At 64.7% G+C, this 17453-nt stretch carries 10 protein-coding genes and 4 tRNA genes; 12 read left to right on the forward strand and 2 right to left on the reverse strand.

Going from position 1 to position 17453, the window contains the following annotated elements; genetic code table 11:
• The first annotated feature begins 83 nt into the window (after positions 1 to 83).
• Positions 84 to 1004, forward strand: coding sequence for a 23S rRNA (guanosine(2251)-2'-O)-methyltransferase RlmB (rlmB, locus tag CAP13_RS01805; protein WP_085830706.1), 921 nt, complete (start codon positions 84 to 86; stop codon positions 1002 to 1004).
• A gap of 3 nt (positions 1005 to 1007) precedes the next feature.
• The gene (locus tag CAP13_RS01810; RefSeq protein ID WP_085829967.1) at positions 1008 to 1715 is read left to right on the forward strand and encodes an NYN domain-containing protein; all 708 of its coding nucleotides are present in this window, start codon (positions 1008 to 1010) and stop codon (positions 1713 to 1715) included.
• A 68-nt stretch (positions 1716 to 1783) separates the two neighbouring features.
• Here CAP13_RS01810 and CAP13_RS01815 read toward each other — a convergent pair.
• Both CAP13_RS01815 and CAP13_RS01820 read right to left on the reverse strand, forming a co-directional pair.
• A tRNA-Thr gene (locus CAP13_RS01815) sits at positions 1784 to 1858 on the reverse strand.
• Positions 1859 to 1995: 137 nt separating this feature from the next.
• On the reverse strand, positions 1996 to 3789 hold the full coding sequence (locus CAP13_RS01820; protein ID WP_218775286.1) for a Cna B-type domain-containing protein: 1794 nt from the start codon (positions 3787 to 3789) through the stop codon (positions 1996 to 1998).
• Positions 3790 to 3928: 139 nt separating this feature from the next.
• On the opposite strand from CAP13_RS01820, the gene CAP13_RS01825 reads away from it, so the two are divergent.
• The 10 genes from CAP13_RS01825 to rpmG all read left to right on the forward strand — a co-directional run bounded on the left by CAP13_RS01825 (position 3929) and on the right by rpmG (position 17439).
• Positions 3929 to 5362 carry a hypothetical protein gene (locus CAP13_RS01825; protein WP_143764869.1) on the forward strand — a complete coding sequence of 478 codons (1434 nt, stop codon included), beginning with the start codon at positions 3929 to 3931 and terminating at the stop codon, positions 5360 to 5362.
• A 96-nt stretch (positions 5363 to 5458) separates the two neighbouring features.
• The gene (locus CAP13_RS01830; RefSeq protein WP_085829970.1) at positions 5459 to 9397 is read left to right on the forward strand and encodes a Rib/alpha-like domain-containing protein; all 3939 of its coding nucleotides are present in this window, start codon (positions 5459 to 5461) and stop codon (positions 9395 to 9397) included.
• 920 nt (positions 9398 to 10317) lie between these two features.
• Positions 10318 to 10935 (forward strand): ClpP family protease, encoded by a 618-nt coding sequence (locus tag CAP13_RS01835; protein ID WP_179184883.1) that lies wholly within the window; start codon positions 10318 to 10320, stop codon positions 10933 to 10935.
• Positions 10928 to 12331, forward strand: a complete 1404-nt coding sequence (locus tag CAP13_RS01840) for a type IV secretory system conjugative DNA transfer family protein (protein ID WP_085829971.1) — start codon at positions 10928 to 10930, stop codon at positions 12329 to 12331. The genes CAP13_RS01835 and CAP13_RS01840 overlap by 8 nt, the downstream gene beginning before the upstream one ends.
• A 65-nt stretch (positions 12332 to 12396) precedes the next feature.
• The gene (locus CAP13_RS01845; protein WP_179184884.1) at positions 12397 to 15234 is read left to right on the forward strand and encodes an AAA domain-containing protein; all 2838 of its coding nucleotides are present in this window, start codon (positions 12397 to 12399) and stop codon (positions 15232 to 15234) included.
• A gap of 303 nt (positions 15235 to 15537) precedes the next feature.
• Positions 15538 to 15619: transfer RNA gene (locus CAP13_RS01850), tRNA-Tyr, on the forward strand.
• Positions 15620 to 15630: 11 nt separating this feature from the next.
• Positions 15631 to 15706 (forward strand) — tRNA-Thr (locus CAP13_RS01855).
• A gap of 4 nt (positions 15707 to 15710) precedes the next feature.
• Positions 15711 to 15784, forward strand: a tRNA-Met gene (locus CAP13_RS01860).
• 94 nt (positions 15785 to 15878) lie between these two features.
• Entirely contained in the window at positions 15879 to 17069 is a 1191-nt protein-coding gene (gene tuf / locus CAP13_RS01865) for an elongation factor Tu (protein WP_085829973.1), read from the forward strand.
• Between the two features lie 220 nt (positions 17070 to 17289).
• Positions 17290 to 17439 (forward strand): 50S ribosomal protein L33, encoded by a 150-nt coding sequence (gene rpmG / locus CAP13_RS01870; protein ID WP_085829974.1) that lies wholly within the window; start codon positions 17290 to 17292, stop codon positions 17437 to 17439.
• The last annotated feature ends 14 nt before the right edge of the window (positions 17440 to 17453 follow it).

A 17453-nucleotide genomic window follows, 5' to 3' on the forward strand; every position in this document is an offset into this window, starting at 1 on the left:
ATACGCGTGCAGAGCGGGGGAGCGCCGGCGCCCGGCGCGATGCTGCGGGCGACGGTGGCAAGCGAACGCGAAGCGCAGATCGCATGACGGAGGGCGGCCGCCACGACCATCGAAGCGCTTCAGACGGGCAGCTGAGAAAGGGGAGCGCTGCGCGGGGCTCTAGGGGGAGCGGGGTGCAAGGACACGCTTTTGGGGCGGCGGGCGCACGCGACACGTGGCCTGCCTCTGGAAGCAATCGCGCGGCCGCTCACCAAGGTCTCTATATCGAGGGCCGCCGCGCCGTGGCCGAGGCGCTTCGCACCGGGTTCCCGCATCGCCGCGCCCTCATCGCCGCGGGCCAGAGTGACCCCGGCAGCGAGGAGTTCATCTCCGCGCTCTCCGAGATCGGCACGCCAATCGAGTACGTCAGCCGCGAACGGCTGTCTGAGCTGTCGAGTCACGGGGCTCATCAGGGGATCATGCTCGAGGTCGGCTCCTTCCCGTATGCCGACATCACCGATATCATCTCGGCTGCCGGCTCCGGTCCCGCACTTGTGGTGGTCCTCGACCACGTGACCGACGAGGGCAACCTTGGGGCCATCGTGCGATCCGCCGAGGTGGTGGGGGCCGCGGGTGTCGTAATCGCGAACAAGCGCGCCGCGGGCGTGGGCATCGGCACCTTCAAGACCTCGGCGGGCGCCGTCATGCATCTGCCGATCGCGCAGGTCGCCAATCTGGCGAGCGCTCTTGAGCAGCTGAAAGAGGCCGGCTTCTGGGCGGTGGGTGCGAGTGAGCACGCCGAGGGCACCAGCTGGGAGACGCCGCTCGACGGCCGGGTCGCCTTGGTCATGGGGGCGGAGGGCACGGGGCTTTCCCGGCTCGTGCAGGAGCGGTGCGACATGCTCACCCGCCTGCCGCAACGCGGGCAGACCGAGAGCCTGAACGTCGCGCAAGCCGCCACCGTGCTCTGCTACGAGTGGCTCCGGCGCAGCTGGGACAGCTTGCCGCCTGTTCCGGAGGTGTGAGGCATGACGAAGAGGAATCGCGCGAAGTCGAAGGCGAAGCGCTTCGGCAAGGGGTCGGTGCGAGCCGAGGTGTCGGCCTCCACCTACGGGGTCGGCAACGCCTTCGCGAGCCTGGGCGCCGATGCCCCCGCAGCGCCTCCCCGCGGAGTGAACGCGCGTGGCCAGCAGGAGCTCCTCGTGGTTGACGGTTACAACATCATCCATGCGACACCTCGGTATGAGCGGCTCATCTTCGACCGCGCGGACGACCCCTACTCCTCAGACGTCTACGATGCGGCCCGCACGGCGCTCATCGCCGATGTGGCGGCCTTCGCGCAGGGGAGCTATGAGGCGGTGATCGTCTTCGACGGCGCGGGGAACGTCTCGCCTGCGCGTCCGAACCTACCTCAGGCGGGCATTCGCATCGAGTTCTCACCCACAGGGGTCTCGGCGGATACGGTGGTGCAGCGGCTGTGCACTGAGGCCCGCGAGGAGGGCCGGGCGTGCTCGGTGGTGACGAGCGACGGGACCATCCAGTCGACGGTGATGGGCAAGGGCGTCACGCGGATCTCGGCGCGTATGCTCGTGGAGGAGATCGGCCAGATCGACCGCGAGATCGAGCGCGTGCAGGAGGAGGCGCCCAACATGAAGTTGGCGCTCGGCAGCAGGCTCTCGCCCGAGGACCGCGCGAAGCTGGCACGCCTTGGGCACGTGGGGAGCAACGGGGCGTAGGTTTCGCCTGCGCCCCAATACGCTACATAAAAACGGGGCATGCATTGGCACACCCCGCGATCATCCTATGGAGCCAGCGACAGGAATCGAACCCGCAACCCACTGATTACAAATCAGTTGCTCTACCGTTGAGCCACGCTGGCGCGGCGTTAAGCATACTTGAAGGAAAACCGGGGTGCAAGACGGCGCGCTGTCGGCAGGTCACCCTTGTGAGGATGCATGTCGGCATGCGACCGGCCCAGCGAGGGGCGCCAAGCTGCCGCGCCCCCTCATGCAGGCATTAGCCCCGGCGCCGACGACGCAGCGCCACGCCGAGCAGCCCCGCGCCGCCCAGGGCGCCCGCGGCTGTGAACGCCAGCGTCATGTCGCCCGTTTTCGGCAGCACCCCGCGCGGCGTGCGCGGGTTCGACTTCGCGGGCTTCTCCGTCTCCGGCTTGTCAGGCGTCTTGGACGTCGGCTCGTGCCGGTTGGTGATCGTGAACCCATCGGCCGCCGTGCCTGAGACCTCCGCCGTATAGCCGCCCACCCCATCCTCGACAACGGTGTAGGCGATCTCCGCGCCGTCCTTCTTCACGGGTAGATCCTTGAACGACCCCTTCCAGGAGTTCTCAGCATTGAGCTCAAGGGTCTTGCCGGTGTCCACGCCGTTTGCGAGCAGGTGCACCGTGACCGACGACGGGCGCGTCTCGTCCTGGTTATCGGCGTCGTCCCACACCTTCGTCACCGCGATGTCGCGGGTGGAGACCACCGGGGTGTTCGTCACCGTGAAGCCATCAGCTGCGTTGCCGCTGATCTCCGACGTGTACCCGGCGGGCGCGACCTCCTCAACGGTGTACACGGATTCCGTCCCGAGGTCGCCGTCGACGTGCTTCGGCAGGCCCTCGAAGGTGTATGCCCAGCCGTTCTCCGCGGAGAGCTCGGCGGTGTCGACCCAGACCCCATCGCGCAGGAGCTTCACCTGCACGCGCGCCGGCTGCGGCTCATCGGCGTTCTCGTGCTCGTTCCACACCTTGCGGACCGGGACCGATACAGCCTCATCTTCAGCGCCGAGGACGATCGACCCGTTGGTGCCGATGCCGGCGCCGCGGACGGCCTTGTTCCCGGTGATGGTGAGCGTGCTCGCCGCGACGGCGGCAGCACGGCCCGCTTCCAGGGTCTCGGTGTGCAGGGCGAGGTCACGTGTGGTGTCCGCCACCGTGCCGGCATGCGGGGTTGCCCCGGCCGTGCCGGAGAAGCGCGCGACGGCAGGATCCGGCTCGCCGAGCTGATCTGTTTCAGTCGCGCGCAGGACACCTCCATCGTCATACCAGGTGGCGCTGCCGCCGCCGAGCATGCGGCTGGAGAGGCTGAGCTCGTACGAAGCGTCCGTCTTCCTCTTCAGGGACACGACATCGCCGCCCGCGCCATCAGAGGTGTTCGCAAACACCGCACCGGTGTTGTTCAGCAGCACGTGCACATCGCCGGTCGGGCAGGCCCAGATGCCGCTGCCGAGCTCACTTGCGGTGTTCTGCGTCACGAGGGCGCGGGTGAGATGGGCCACATAGGGAACCGCGGGCACATAGATGCCGCCACCCTGGTTGTCGGCGACGTTGTTCGAGATGGTTCCCGCCTTGAGCTGAACCGCGCCCGAGCCGGCGTAGATACCACCGCCCACGCCGTCAGTGGCGTTTCCGTCTATCACGCCGCCGTTCATGGTGAAGCGGGCCGGAACCTTCTGCGACCAGGTGTTCTCCCAGAACTGCTTGAGCCGCTCCTTCGTCCAGCCGGTCTGGGTCTCATATGCGTTGTCCAAATAACCGGTCCAGTAATCCCAGATGCCCACACCGCCGCCGCCGGTGATCTTGGCGCTTGCGGAGGCCACGGTCTTGTTGCCCGAGATCGTTCCGTTATTGAGTGTGAGGTCGCCGGCCATGGAGACGGCCACGCCTCCTCCCAGCCAACCGGAACGGTTGCCTGAGATCTCACCGCCGTTGATCACGGCCAGGGCTCGCCCGTTGATGGAGTCGTTGAGGTCCACCTCTCCGTTGCCCACGAAGAGGCCTCCGCCCGTGCCGCCGACATTCCCCGAGATCACGCCGCCATTCATGGTGAAGCGCGTCGGCGCATCGACCGTGCTGTTGCGAGCACTGATGTAGACAGGCGTCGTAGGGACGTTCTATCCCTCGACGGCCATTGCCGCGGAGACAACGGGCACGTCGGACCGTGCCATCGATATGAACACCTACTACGATGCCACTGGCATGACGGACACGTTACTGCGTTATGCGAAGTTGAGCTACGACGGCGTTAACAACGACGGTACGATCGGGCTCACGCTCTCGAAATGGCGTGAAGGAAATCCTCCCGGCGAGTTCAGCACCGATACTCAAAATCCATGGGCTGGAATGATCGTTTTCAGTTTTTCGGAGACAGATTTTTACCAGCAAATCGATTCGATCCAGTTCCAAAACGGCACATACATGCAGAAAAGCAATAACGGTGCCACTTGGACGGTCCCGGCAAACGATGTTCTTCAAATGGGGCTCATCGGCGTTGTTACGAATAGCAAAGTAACCATCAAGCTCAAGGATGGCGCCACGCTCGAATCACTCGGCCTGGCCGATGACAAGATCAGCTACGAAATGGTCCTCATCAACAACAAGGGCCAGATCGCTACCGAGGGTGTCTCGACCGGATACATCCAGCAGAACAACGACAACATTAAAAATGAGAAGACCACCGATTTCACCAAAGGCGTCATGACGAACACCATCGTCATGGATACCGACCAGATGCGGATCAATTCGGTACATACCTGGAAGCCGAACCAGAACTACCTCCAGACCGATTACGGTTGGGTCGTCTACATCAGGGAACAGGTTCCCGAGAAGCTCCTTCCCTTCATCGACATCACCGGCACGCAGCTCTACAACTCGGACGGGCGGGGCCAGTATGTGGACACCGGTCGTACCAAGTGGTCGGTGAACATGACCGAGGACGGGAAGGTCGATACCAGCACTGACCCGGCGCTCTCGCTCGCGGTGTACGGGGACGACCTCACCCTTGGTCAGCTCAATCAGGCGCGCAGCAACACGAATGACATTTTCTGGGGGACCCTCGGGCAGTCCCGCAGCTACACGATCTCCTACAAGCTGAAGGACGGGGTCACGCTCAAGGACTTCACCGATAAAGTCAATGATCTGGTGACGAACAAGGGTCAGCAGCTGTATTTCGAGTCGTCGATGGCTGCTGACTATCAGAACAAGTATATTGCCGGCGGTTTGCTGGGCAAGGCGGACAACGGCGCCCCATTCCAGCAGCTCACGAACTCCTACGCAAACTCCTATCTGCAGGCGAACGACAAGGATCAGGACGGCATCTTTGATTTCGTCGAGTTCCAATTCGGCTACAACTATATGAACGTCGACACCGACGGCGACGGCGTACCTGACCCGCAGGAGCTCTACACCGATCAGACCGACGGCACGGACGCCGGCCAGTACAAGGTGAGCGATCCGACCACCGAGACCACGTCGATCGTGCGCACGGCTGAGAGCACCATAACGGGCACGATGCCAAAGACCGTATACGATAACCCCGCTGACGCCACGGAGAAGATCCACGCCACCAATGAGGCGGCCGGCAATGCGATCGTCAAGCTGGTGTAAGCGGATGACGATGGCACCCCGACGGCCAATGGCGAGACGTATGCGACCTATTCGATTCCGCTAGCGGATCTCGAGTCCGGCGCCTTCACCCTCACGGTGCCAGCGAACGCCATTCCCAGCACGGTGACCAAGGCGGTTCTCGTGGGTTCTGACCCCAAGGGCGTGAACACCTCCACCGGCACCGTCATCACCATCGCGGAGAATCAGGCCGGGATCTACGAGCCGATCGGTCGCGATGCCACCGCCAAGCCCGGTGACGCCGCACCCGATCCGGCAACCCTGATCACCAACAAGGATGATCTGCCAGACGGTACGACCTACACCTGGGAGGCCACGCCGGATCTCTCCAACGAGGGAGACGTGCCCGCGACGATCGTCGTCACCTATCCGGACAATTCGACCGACAAGGTGACCATCAACATCGCGGTCACCGAAAACGCCACACAGGCGCCGACCTATAGCGCTCACGGCGGTTCGGTGGAGAAGGGCTATGGCGAGACGGCCACCCTCGATGAGCTCGCGGCGACCGTCACTTATGATCCCGCACTCGCAGAGGGCCTGAACCCCACGATCGCATTGGCCGACGGGGCGTCCATCCCGACTGAGGGTAAGAACAACGATGTGGCCCTCGTCGTCACCTATCCCGACGGCTCCAAGGACAACGTGACCGTGACGGTTTCCTACCAGTCTGCCGCCGAGAAGTATGCGGCAACTGGCAGCTCTATCATGAAGGGCTACGGCGAGACGCTGGCTGCCGATGAGCTGGCACGTGCGGTCACCGTGACGCCTGATGATTCCGCGGTGAAGTCAATTGCTCCGGCCGACCCGGACAACCTGCCCACCGAGGGCGCCGTCAACATGGTTCCGATGGTCGTCACCTATAACGACGGCACCACCGATACCGTGAATGTCGCGGTTGCCTTCGGCACCGCCGCCGACAAGTACACCGCCTCTGCCAAGGAGGTCATCCGTAAGCCGATCGATGGTGAGGTTACCCTCGACGACCTGAAGAACAACGTCGTCTACTCGCCTGCGCTCGCCAACGCGGACGATGTGTCCGATGTGAAGCTGGCCGACGGCCAGACCCTGCCCACCGAGGGCGTGAACGCGGTCGACGTGGTCGTGACCTACAAGGACGGCTCGACCGACACGGTGCCGATGCGCGTGGTGTTCGGCACCGCTGCAGAGCGCAACGACCCGCAGGGTCAGAACATCAACGCCGTCATGGGCGAGGATGCGCCTGCTGCATCTACGGCGATCTCGAACGCCGCCGCCCTTCAGGACGTCTCCGAGATCGTCTGGAAGGAGACGCCGGATACCTCCACGGCCGGTGAGCAGGGCGCCACCGTTCTCGTGAAGTATATTGACGGCACCGAGGACGAGGTTCCCGTCAAGGTCAACGTCATCGACAGCCGTGCCGATTCCGTCAAGTACGACGCCCAGGGCGGTTCGATGACGAAGCCCTACGGCCAGACGGCCACGCTCGATGAGCTCAAGGCGCAGGTTGCCTTCAACGGGGATGCCCCGGCGGACGGCACCTACTCGGTCGCGCTCGCCGACGGCGTGACGATCCCGACGTCCGGCAAGGATAACGCGGTCGTCCTGGTCGTGACCTACGCCGACAAGACGACCGACACGGTCACGGTGAAGCTCTCCTACGGGGACGCCTCCGACGCCTACACGCCGACAGCGCAGCCGATCGCCGCTGACCTCGGCGCCACCCCCGCGGCCTCCGACGGCATCGCCAACAAGGGCGACCTGCCCGCTGGCACGACCTACGACTGGAAGGACGGATCCCCCGACACCTCCGAGGCCGGCACGAAGATCGGCACGGTCGTCGTGACCTACCCCGACGGCACGACCGACGAGGTCGAGGTGGCCGTCAAGGTCACGTCTCAGTCCGACGCCTACACGCCCGAATACGTCGATGTGACCACCCCGATGGGCACGGTCCCGAACGCGGCCGCCGCGGTCTCCAACGGATCGACGCTCCCGGCCGGCACCACCTACGCCTGGAAGACAGGCCCCGATGTCAGCAAGCCCGGCACCACCGTTACGGCCACGGTCGTCGTGACCTACCCCGACGGCACGACCGATGAGGGCGAGGTCCAGATCACCGTCAACGACACGCGGGCGGACTCGCTCAAGTACGACGCCCAGGGCGGCGAGCTGACGAAGCCCTACGGTCAGACGGCCACGCTCGATGAGCTCGCAGCCAAGGTCACCTTCACGCCTGAGGCGGGCCGTGACGCCGTGGCGAGCATCACGCTTCCCACGAGTGCTTCGATCCCGACCAAGGGTGAGGGCAATGCGGTCACGCTCGTCGTGACGTATAAGGACGGCACGACCGACGTGGCGACGGTCACGCTCTCCTACAGCGACGCGGCTGACACGTATAACCCGACCGCTCAGCCGATCACCGTTGACCTCGGCACTGCCCCTGCGGCCTCCGACGGCATCGCCAACAAGGGCGACCTGCCCGACGGCACGAGCTACGGCTGGAAGGGTGGCACCGCTCCCGATACGAGCCAGCCCGGGACCACAACGGGCACGGTCGTCGTGACCTACCCCGACGGCTCAACCGACGAGGTCCCCGTGACGGTCAACATCACCGACACGCGCACCGAGGCCCAGAAGCACACGGCCACCAGCGAAGCGCTCAACGTCGCCTATGGGACCAAGGTCACCGCGGCCGACATCATCGCCAAGGTGACGGTGGATCCCAATGACGCCGCGAGCATCGCGCTCGCCGATGGCGTGACGATCCCGACTGACGGCAAGGGGCTGAAGGTGCCCGTCACCGTCACCTTCTCCGACGGTTCGACCACGTCCACCGAGGTCACGCTCTCCTACGGCGATGCGGCTGACGCCTACGCACCTGTGGCAAAGCCGATCGAGGTGCTCGTGAACTCGACGCCCGCCGCTGCCGATGGCATCGCGAACCTTTCCGATCTCCCCGCGGGCACGACGGTGACCTGGCAGGACGGGAAGGCCCCCGACACCTCTAAGGTTGGGACCACGACGGGCACAGCGCTCGTGACCTACCCTGACGGCACGACCGATACGGTTGAGGTCGCGGTCACGGTCAAGACCGCGGCCGATGTCTACGATCCGATCCCCAAGGACGGCGTCACGGCGCCCACGGGCGGCAACGCCCCCGATGCCAAGGACGTCATCGAGAACATGGGCGACCTGCCCGAGGGCACGAAGGCCGAGTGGACCCCGACGCCCGACACGAGCAAGCCCGGCTCCACGACCGGTACCGTGACCATCACCTACCCCGATGGTTCCACGGACACCGTCGAGGTCCCGGTCAAGGTCGGCACCGACGCCGAGCTCTACGACCCGGTCGGCAAGGACCTGAACGTCCCCACGGGGTCCGAGCTGCCTGCCGCCGCGGACGCGATCGAGAACATGGGCGACCTGCCCAGCGGCACGACGGCCACCTGGGCCGATCCCAAGCCCGACACCTCGAAACCCGGGAAGCAGACCGGCACGGTCATCGTGACCTACCCGGACGGCTCCACCGACACCGTCGAGGTCTCGGTCAAGGTCGGCACCGATGCCGAAGCCTACGACCCGACCGGCAAGGACATCACGACGGATGAGAACGGCACGCTGCCCGACGCATCCGACGGCATCGCCAACCCCGGCGACCTGCCCGACGGCACCACGATCGAGTGGAAGGACCCGAAGCCTGACACCTCCAAGCCCGGCGACTACACCGGCACCATCGTGGTGACCTACCCCGACGGCAGCTCCGAGGAGATCACGGTGAAGATCACCGTCCCGGAGAAGTCGAAGGACAACGGTCAGAACAACGGTGGCCAGGGCAACTCCGACGGCAACGGCCAGAACACCTCTGGTGCGAAGAACACCGGCGGCAAGGGCGGTCGCGGAACCAAGGGCAAGCTGCCCAAGACCGGCGACGCGAGTACCATCGCGACGGGCTCGCTGATGGGCGGCGGCATCATCGCCTCCGCGCTCGGCAGCATCATTGCAGCCTGGAAGCGCCGTCGCCGCGACGCCGAGTAAGGTAGGCGCCGCGCCGAGCTGAGCGTTCGGCATGGTATCAAGGCCTCCCGCCTTCGGGCCCCTACGGGTCCGAGGCGGGAGGCCTTTTTTGTGCGCCCACCGCGCGGGCGTGGCCGCATGCGGGGGGGGGGTCATGCCGACCGGTCAGCATTCGGTCTTTTACGTCGCTTTCAGAAAGAATTTTGAACTGTCGGTATAGAAGGGGGAGATGTGGGAATGATGACCGTCCTTGGCTCGTGCCTGAGAGGCGCATCGCTTCATGGTCAGGGCAAGATCCGGCCACGTCAGGAGGTTTTCAAATTTACTGCTTGACGTCATACCGCCCGTACGGTTTACTGTTTCGGACCAAACATCATCCCGTACCGTCATCGTAAGACGGTTATCCAGCACATCAGATTCGGCAGAGCATCTCAGAGGGTTATGGAGCGCATGGTAGAAGGCAGAGCACATCGGTAGCAAATCAACAACCTAATTGAGCATTGTGCCGGTCCCTGGGACAGCCTTGCCGCGTTTCGCCGCGATAGGGCACGTCCGACGGCACCGGCACCCCGGTCGCATGCTCCGGGCGCACCTTGCGCGTCGCAATCGAGGCGTCCCGGGGCGCCGACCCCGGACGCATATGCCGGGCGCACCTTATCAACCGGATATCATCCGCCGCCACCCCACCCGGCGAGCGCGCCTCCGAGTGCGTCACGACCCTCAAACAGCGAGCCCCAGCAGGGCCATGACCTGGGGCGGGGTGGTGACCTGACACGCTGCGGCATATCACACGGCCCGGGGACTTCCGAAGTTCAGGCCAGCAGTTACGCCGCAAGCCGCGAGACGGGCCCGTCCCGTCGCGGCAATCCCCAGCAACCGTCGATCAAGCACACACGTAGGAGGCGGATCTCGCGCCTCAGCACAGCACAGAAGGGATCACTATGACAGCTGCAACCCCCATGCCCGGCGCCCCGCGCATCCTCCGCGAGACGGCGGCGGGCCTCACATCCATCGGTATCTACGATGAGATGCTCAGCCGCCGCGAGCTTGCGCTCATCGGTGAGGTGCAGGAGTGGGTGTCGTTTGAGCTCTGCCAGCACCTGCTCTTCCTCGAACGTCAGGACCCCGCCGCAGAGATCACGCTTTTCATCTCAAGTCCGGGCGGCTCCGTCTCGGCGGGGCTTGCCGTCGTGGATGTGATGGCCGCCATCTCCTGTCCGGTGCGCACCGTCTGCCTCGACCGTGCGGCCTCGATGGGCGCCGTCATCTTCACCATGGGCGATCGCCGCGAGATGTCCGCGCACGCCGAGCTCATGATCCATGACCCGCTGATCCAGCAGGGGGCGGGCGGGTCGGCGCTCGCGGTGCGCGAGACGAGCCAACGCCTCATGGAGACACGCCGGACCATGAGCACGCTGCTCGCCGAACGCAGCGGGCTCACGCTCAAACGCGTGCAGTCGCTCACCGCAAAGGACACGTTCCTCTCAGCCGAGCGAGCCTGCGAGCTCGGTTTCGCCGACGCAATCATCTCAAGCCGCAAGGAGGCTGCCCATGCCTAACCAGATTCTGAGCACCGCATCCACCTCTACATCTGCCTCGCCCCACGACCCCCGCTCCGCCTACCGCGGCGAGACGCTCCTCGGTCGCAACCGCTCCCTCCAAACCGACTCACATGAGACCCTTCTCAACAACAACATGCTGGTCATAGGACCATCCGGCTCGGGAAAAACCCGGGACGCGCTCAAGCCGAACCTGCTTCAGATGACGTCGAACTACCTGGTGCTCGACACCAAGGGAACGCTCTGCCGCGAGGTGGCCCCCCTGCTCGCGAAGCAGGGGTATGAGGTTCAAAGCATCGACTTCTCGGATCTCAGCGGGCTGGGCGCCCCGGTGCCCGACGGGATCCACCCGCTGGGGTACGATCCCCTGCGCCAGATCCGCGTGACCGAGAGGGACGGCGAGCGCCATCCCAACCAGCAGGACATCATGTCCGTCGCACGGTCGATCTGTCCGAATGAGAATTCAGCCGAGCCGTTCTGGGACAACGCGTCGTCGAACCTCCTCGCCTGCCTCATCGCCCTCACCCTCGAGTCCCATCCCCTCGGCGGGGCGACGTTCAGCACGTTGATGATGTTCTTTGAGCGCCTTGGCACCGGTTGGACCGCCGGTCGCCTTGACTACGTCGTGAAGAACCACCCCAAGTCCCTGACCGCGGCGCTCTGGCGCGCGTACTCCACGACGAGGGCGGCTGAGAAGATGCATGCGAGCATCGTCGGCATCCTCGCCGAGAAGCTCAGGGTCTTCGGCTTTGATGGGGCGCACCGCCTCTTCACGTGCGCCGACCAGGTTGATTTCACGTCGCTCGGACGTCGGCGCACGGCGCTGTTCGTGACGGTGAGCGACATCGACCGGTCCATGGACCCCATGGTCGCCCTCTTCGTCGCCCAGGCCTTCCTGGGCCTGGTGCGTGAGGCGGACGCGCAGTCCACGGGAGCTCTCGACGTTCCGGTCTGCCTCCTCCTCGACGACTTCGCCAACCTGCGCATCCAGGATATCGACAACATCCTGGCGGTGACGCGGAGCCGCGAGATCTGGTGCACGCTGCTGTTGCAGTCGGTCTGCCAGCTCGAGGCGCTGTACGGGCGCCCGAGATCCATGTCCATCATGGGGAACTGCGACACGCACCTGGTGCTCGCCTGCCAGGATTTCGACACGGCGCAGGTCTTCGCCCAGCGGGCCGACCGCCTGCCCTCCACGCTGCTCCAGATGCCGGGGGATCGCGCCCTGCTCTTCCTGCGAGGGACCGCATGCGAGCAGGTCGAGCGGTACTGCCTCGCCGATCACCCGCGCTATGAGGCCATGCTCGCCGCGCAGGAGGCCGCGTGCCTACCGTCTGCGGCCCATCAGGAGCGCCGGGCGGAAGAGCCCGGTTTTGGTGAGAAGATCCCTGCATAAGCAGGTAGGATGGTGCCGGCGCCGTCTGCATGCCGGCCCGCCACGCCGCCGTTGAAAGGAAGACCATGATCGGGACGCTCTCCCCGCAAGACGTTATCGAACGCTACGCCGTGTACGCCGACGTGCTCGGCCGCGACCGAGCGGTGGAGGAGGACGCCGCCGCCCCGGTGCGCCGGCAGGCGGCCTACTCGCTGCTCTGGTTCTATCGCCACCTTGCCGCGCCGGATCAGCTCAACGGGATCACCCGGGCCTACCTCGGCGATGCGGACGCACAGGGGGCCCTTCATTTTGGTGAGGCAGGGGAGCGGTCGTTCGCCGACGCGCTCTTGGAGGGAGCCCACCCCCTCAACGCCAGTCAGGTCCAGGCCGTTGCCCGGGCGCTTGAGAGCGACCTCTCGCTCGTGCAGGGGCCTCCGGGCACGGGCAAGACGGAGACGATCCTGAACATGGCGTCGTGCATGGTCGCGCGCGGCAAGACGGTGGCCGTGGTCGCCAACAACGGCAAGGCGATCGACAACATCCAAGATAAGATCGAAGCCTGGCGCCGGGCCGGTGAGGATGCGCTCGGACCAAACCAGCGCCGCCTCGTACGAAGCTTCGCCAATCTTGGGAACAGCCTCAAGCGCAGGGCTTGGGCGGACGGGCACGCCGGATCGGATCGGCAGCTCGCGTTCGCCAGCGGCAAGGAGCTGACCGACCGCTTCGGATGCGGGGGATGGGAGCCCCGTATCCGTGCGGCCGAGTTCCTCGCGCGCTACCCCTTCATCACGAGCACCATCCACTCGCTCAAGAAGTGCTTCCGCGACGGGGACACCTACCAGTTCGATTACGTCATCATGGACGAGGCCTCGCAATGCAACCCGCTGCTTGCGCTCGTCGCGATGAGCAGTGCCCGGCATCTTGTGCTCGTGGGCGACATCGAGCAGCTGCCGCCCATCTACACATCCGATTTCGATGATGTGCTCGCGCAGGAGCTCGCGGATGCCGACCTCGACGCGGTCACCGACCCGCGGTTCTCGCTCCAAGATGGAGAGACCGGAGCCGGACTGAGCGTCATCGCGTCGGTTGAGCGCGCCTGCGCGGGTCTCGGCGTTCCCCACACCTTCCTGAACGAGCATTACCGTTGCCACCCCGGCATCATCTCGTTCAGCAACGAGAACGTCTACGCGCCGGGCGGCAGCCCGCTGGTCATCAAGACGCCGAGCTACGATCGGGATGTGGAGACGCCCATCCGCGTTCGCTGGTTCGAGGGCAACTACTGCGAGCCGTATGTTCTCGCGGGCAAACCCCGGCAGGGTGAGAAGCCCCCGCGGAAGCTCACGCGCACGAACGCGCGGCAGCTCGAGATCTTCATGACCGAGGAGTGGCCGGATCTCAAGCGCCGCCTCGAGGAGGATGAGGCGCTGAGCGTGTGCGTGCTCTCGCCTTACCGGGGCCTTTTGCACGAGCTGGGGAAACGGCTGAACTCGGAGGGTGTGCAAGGGGCCCAGCACGTGAGCGGCGAGCGCGGAGACGACCCCACGGCGGTGCCGGAGATCCCCACGTTCACGATTCACAAGTCCCAGGGCCAGGAGTTCGACATCGTCTACCTCATGCCCGGTGAGGATGGTGCGTGGGAATGGCCCTGGACGGAGGCGAAGCCCCTCATCAACGTCGCGGTCTCGCGTGCCAAACGGGAGCTCGTCATCATCGCGTCAACCTCGCTCATGAGCCCGGAGACCCAGGCTGCGCTCGTGGGGGAGGATCGCGTGGTGGCGTTCCACGAGAGCCAGAAGGGGAAGATCCCCGATGAGGAGCGTGAGCGCCGCGCCGCGCGCGAGCGGTTCCTGGAGAAGCTCATCGACTACGTCCGCGTGCGGAATGACCCCGCGACGCATCCCGACGGCCCCACTGGCTTCCCGGCGAGCACCTACGCGTTCGGCTTCCACCGTGCGAAGATGCGCTCGGTCTTTGATGCGATTCCCTTGATAACCGGGGGCAGGCCCGCGAACATCCCGATGAGCCCCTCGGCCCCCGAGCGCGCCCTCGAGGCCGCCCTGAAGGGCGTGCACCTCACTGAGCGCGGCCTGGCGTACCGCGCCGAGGTGCCGCTATCAGAGTGTGTCGACAACGCCCTGCTCAAGCGCAGTATCGATGTCGACACGCCACGACTCAGGAGTCTTCGCCACTACATATTCAGCAACGCGCGCTTCGACTTCGTGATCTTCGAGCGGGAATCCGGCCGTATCCGGCTCATCATCGAGGTCGATGGCGCCCAGCACCGCTCGCCGATGGGGCGCGTGTCAGACGATCAGTGGGACGGGGCGTTGAAGTCGCTCGCGGAGCGCCAGGACAACGATCTCAAGAAAGATCAGATCATCAAGAACCTGGGCGGATACGTGCTCGCGAGCAACCGGCGCGTCGACTATGCATGGAGGTCATCGGCGCGGGAGGCGGGCGCCCTCCTCCTGCGCCTGCCGACGGACGGCACGATCGCCTTCGAAACGCGCTCCCTTGCGGATGCGATGGCGGACGGCTCCGATTTCTTGAGCATCGAGGAGTTGCTCGACGACCTGGTCACGAGGCCGAGGAAGGTGCGCGGCCTGCTCCCCCTTTCCGATGAGGCCCCCGATGCGTCGCATCCCTCGCTGAGCGCCCTCATCAAAATGTGGAAGGCGGCAGGCGACGCCGATGCGCAGCGCTTCAACGGCCTCCTGACCACGAAGGCGAACGCCGTGCTCGTGCGCGCAGGATATATAGAGAAGGACGCCGAGGGCACCTGGCACGTGACCGAGCGGGGGAGGGGCATCGGCATCCATGAGAGCGTCGAGTGGTTCGAGGCCAAGGGTTTCCAGACGGTGCTCCGGTATGCCCCTGAGTCGGCCGATGTGGTGCGCAGGACGCTGCTCGAAGGGCTCGCATGAGATAGAGGGCTGGCCAGGCTTCACTCCTCGGGGTTCGTGACCGGACGCTCTCGGGGCGGTGGCTCTCAGCACGCCGGTGCGGGCTGCGGTCCCCATGCGCCCTACGGTCGGGCGTGGACTCGTCGGTCACCTGTCTCCCTACCCAGCTAAAGCGCAGGTTGTGGAGGTCTTACAGATATAGATACGCCCGATGCCGTGTATTAGAGGCTTCATGTTGACACGACTATCGGCACGTCGTACTATTCTTCTGCTTGCGAACGAGCCGGCGCATCTGGCTGGCGCGATCGCAAGACTTGTACGACTGGGAGTGTGCCCGAGTGGTTAATGGGGACGGGCTGTAAACCCGTTGGCTCTGCCTACCAAGGTTCGAATCCTTGCGCTCCCACCCGTATAAGTGCCTGTGTAGCTCAGTCGGTAGAGCACTTCGTTGGTAACGAAGAGGTCACCGGTTCAAGTCCGGTCGCAGGCTCCAGCACGGCGGTGTAGCTCAGTTGGTTAGAGCACACGGTTCATACCCGTGGCGTCACTGGTTCGAATCCAGTCACCGCTACCCGGTAACTAGAGTGGCTCATTCGGATCTCCGAGCGGGCCACTTAGGGTTAGAAGGCACGTCCCACAAGGGGGCAACCTAGAAGGAGGGCTTTATGGCCAAGGAAAAGTTCGAGCGCACTAAGCCGCATGTTAACATCGGCACCATCGGCCACGTCGACCACGGTAAGACGACCCTGACGGCGGCCATCACCAAGGTCCTCTCTGAGACCGAGGGCAGCAAGGCCGACTTCACCGCCTTCGAGAACATCGACAAGGCCCCCGAGGAGCGCGAGCGCGGCATCACCATCTCCGTCTCCCACGTCGAGTACGAGACGCCCAGCCGCCACTACGCCCACGTTGACTGCCCCGGCCACGCCGACTACGTCAAGAACATGATCTCCGGTGCCGCTCAGATGGACGGCGCCATCCTCGTCATCGCCGCCACCGACGGCCCGATGGCCCAGACCCGCGAGCACATCCTGCTCGCCCGTCAGGTCGGCGTGCCCTACATCGTTGTCTTCCTGAACAAGTGCGATATGGTTGACGATGAGGAGCTCATCGACCTCGTCGAGATGGAGACTCGCGAGCTCCTCTCCGAGTACGAGTTCCCCGGAGACGACATCCCCGTCATCCGCGGCTCCGCCCTCGGCGCCCTCAACGGCGAAGCCAAGTGGATGGATTCCATCCGCGAGCTCATGAACGCCGTCGATGAGTACATCCCCACGCCCGAGCGCGACAACGAGAAGCCGTTCCTGATGGCCGTCGAGGACACCATGACCATCTCCGGCCGTGGTACCGTCGCCACCGGTCGTGTCGAGCGCGGCCAGCTCCGCCTCAACGACCCGGTCGAGATCGTCGGCATCAAGCCCACCTCGAGCACCGTCGTCACCGGCATCGAGATGTTCCGCAAGTCCATGGACTTCGCCGAGGCTGGCGACAACGTCGGCCTCCTGCTCCGCGGCGTGAAGCGCGAGGACATCGAGCGCGGCCAGGTTCTCTGCAAGCCCGGCTCCGTGACCCCGCACACCAAGTTCACCGCTGAGATCTACGTCCTCACCAAGGAGGAGGGTGGCCGTCACACCCCGTTCTTCTCCAACTATCGTCCGCAGTTCTACTTCCGCACCACGGACGTGACCGGTAGCATCAAGCTGCCCGAGGGCACCGAGATGGCCATGCCTGGCGACCACGTCACCATCGAGGCTGAGCTCATCCACCCGATCGCCATGGAGGAGGGCCTGCGCTTCGCTATCCGCGAGGGCGGCCACACCGTCGGCTCGGGTATCGTCTCCAGCATCGAGGCCTAAGTCTCATCTGAGACATCCCTGGTCTTCAAGACCCGGCATCCTTTGGGTGCCGGGTCTTTTGTTCGTCAACGATGGGTCTCACATGCCCTTTTGCGTGCGTCTTATGTCGATGGAGGGTCACTCTATAGCCCCTGTTGACAAGCGCTCGACAAACCTGTTATTGTCTACAACCGCGCTGTCAGCGAGAGTCGTTTGATAGCGATTGTCTACAGGAGGATTAATGCGTACACAGGTTACACTCGCATGCACGGACTGCAAGCGTCGTAACTACACGACGACCAAGAACAAGGCTAACCAGCCCGATCGCATGGAGATCAAAAAGTACTGCCCTTGGTGCCACAAGCATACGGTGCACAAGGAGACGCGTTAGTCTCCAACATGTCA

The sequence above is a fragment of the Collinsella vaginalis genome, from assembly GCF_900176655.1.
Taxonomy (GTDB): Bacteria; Actinomycetota; Coriobacteriia; order Coriobacteriales; family Coriobacteriaceae; genus Collinsella; species Collinsella vaginalis.

Coding starts and splice junctions, on each gene's coding strand:
- rlmB (WP_085830706.1), top strand. CDS start 84: ATGACGGAGGGCGGCCGCCACGACCATCGAAGCGCTTCAGACGGGCAG.
- CAP13_RS01810 (WP_085829967.1), top strand. CDS start 1,008: ATGACGAAGAGGAATCGCGCGAAGTCGAAGGCGAAGCGCTTCGGCAAG.
- CAP13_RS01825 (WP_143764869.1), top strand. CDS start 3,929: ATGAACACCTACTACGATGCCACTGGCATGACGGACACGTTACTGCGT.
- CAP13_RS01835 (WP_179184883.1), top strand. CDS start 10,318: ATGACAGCTGCAACCCCCATGCCCGGCGCCCCGCGCATCCTCCGCGAG.
- CAP13_RS01840 (WP_085829971.1), top strand. CDS start 10,928: ATGCCTAACCAGATTCTGAGCACCGCATCCACCTCTACATCTGCCTCG.
- CAP13_RS01845 (WP_179184884.1), top strand. CDS start 12,397: ATGATCGGGACGCTCTCCCCGCAAGACGTTATCGAACGCTACGCCGTG.
- tuf (WP_085829973.1), top strand. CDS start 15,879: ATGGCCAAGGAAAAGTTCGAGCGCACTAAGCCGCATGTTAACATCGGC.
- rpmG (WP_085829974.1), top strand. CDS start 17,290: ATGCGTACACAGGTTACACTCGCATGCACGGACTGCAAGCGTCGTAAC.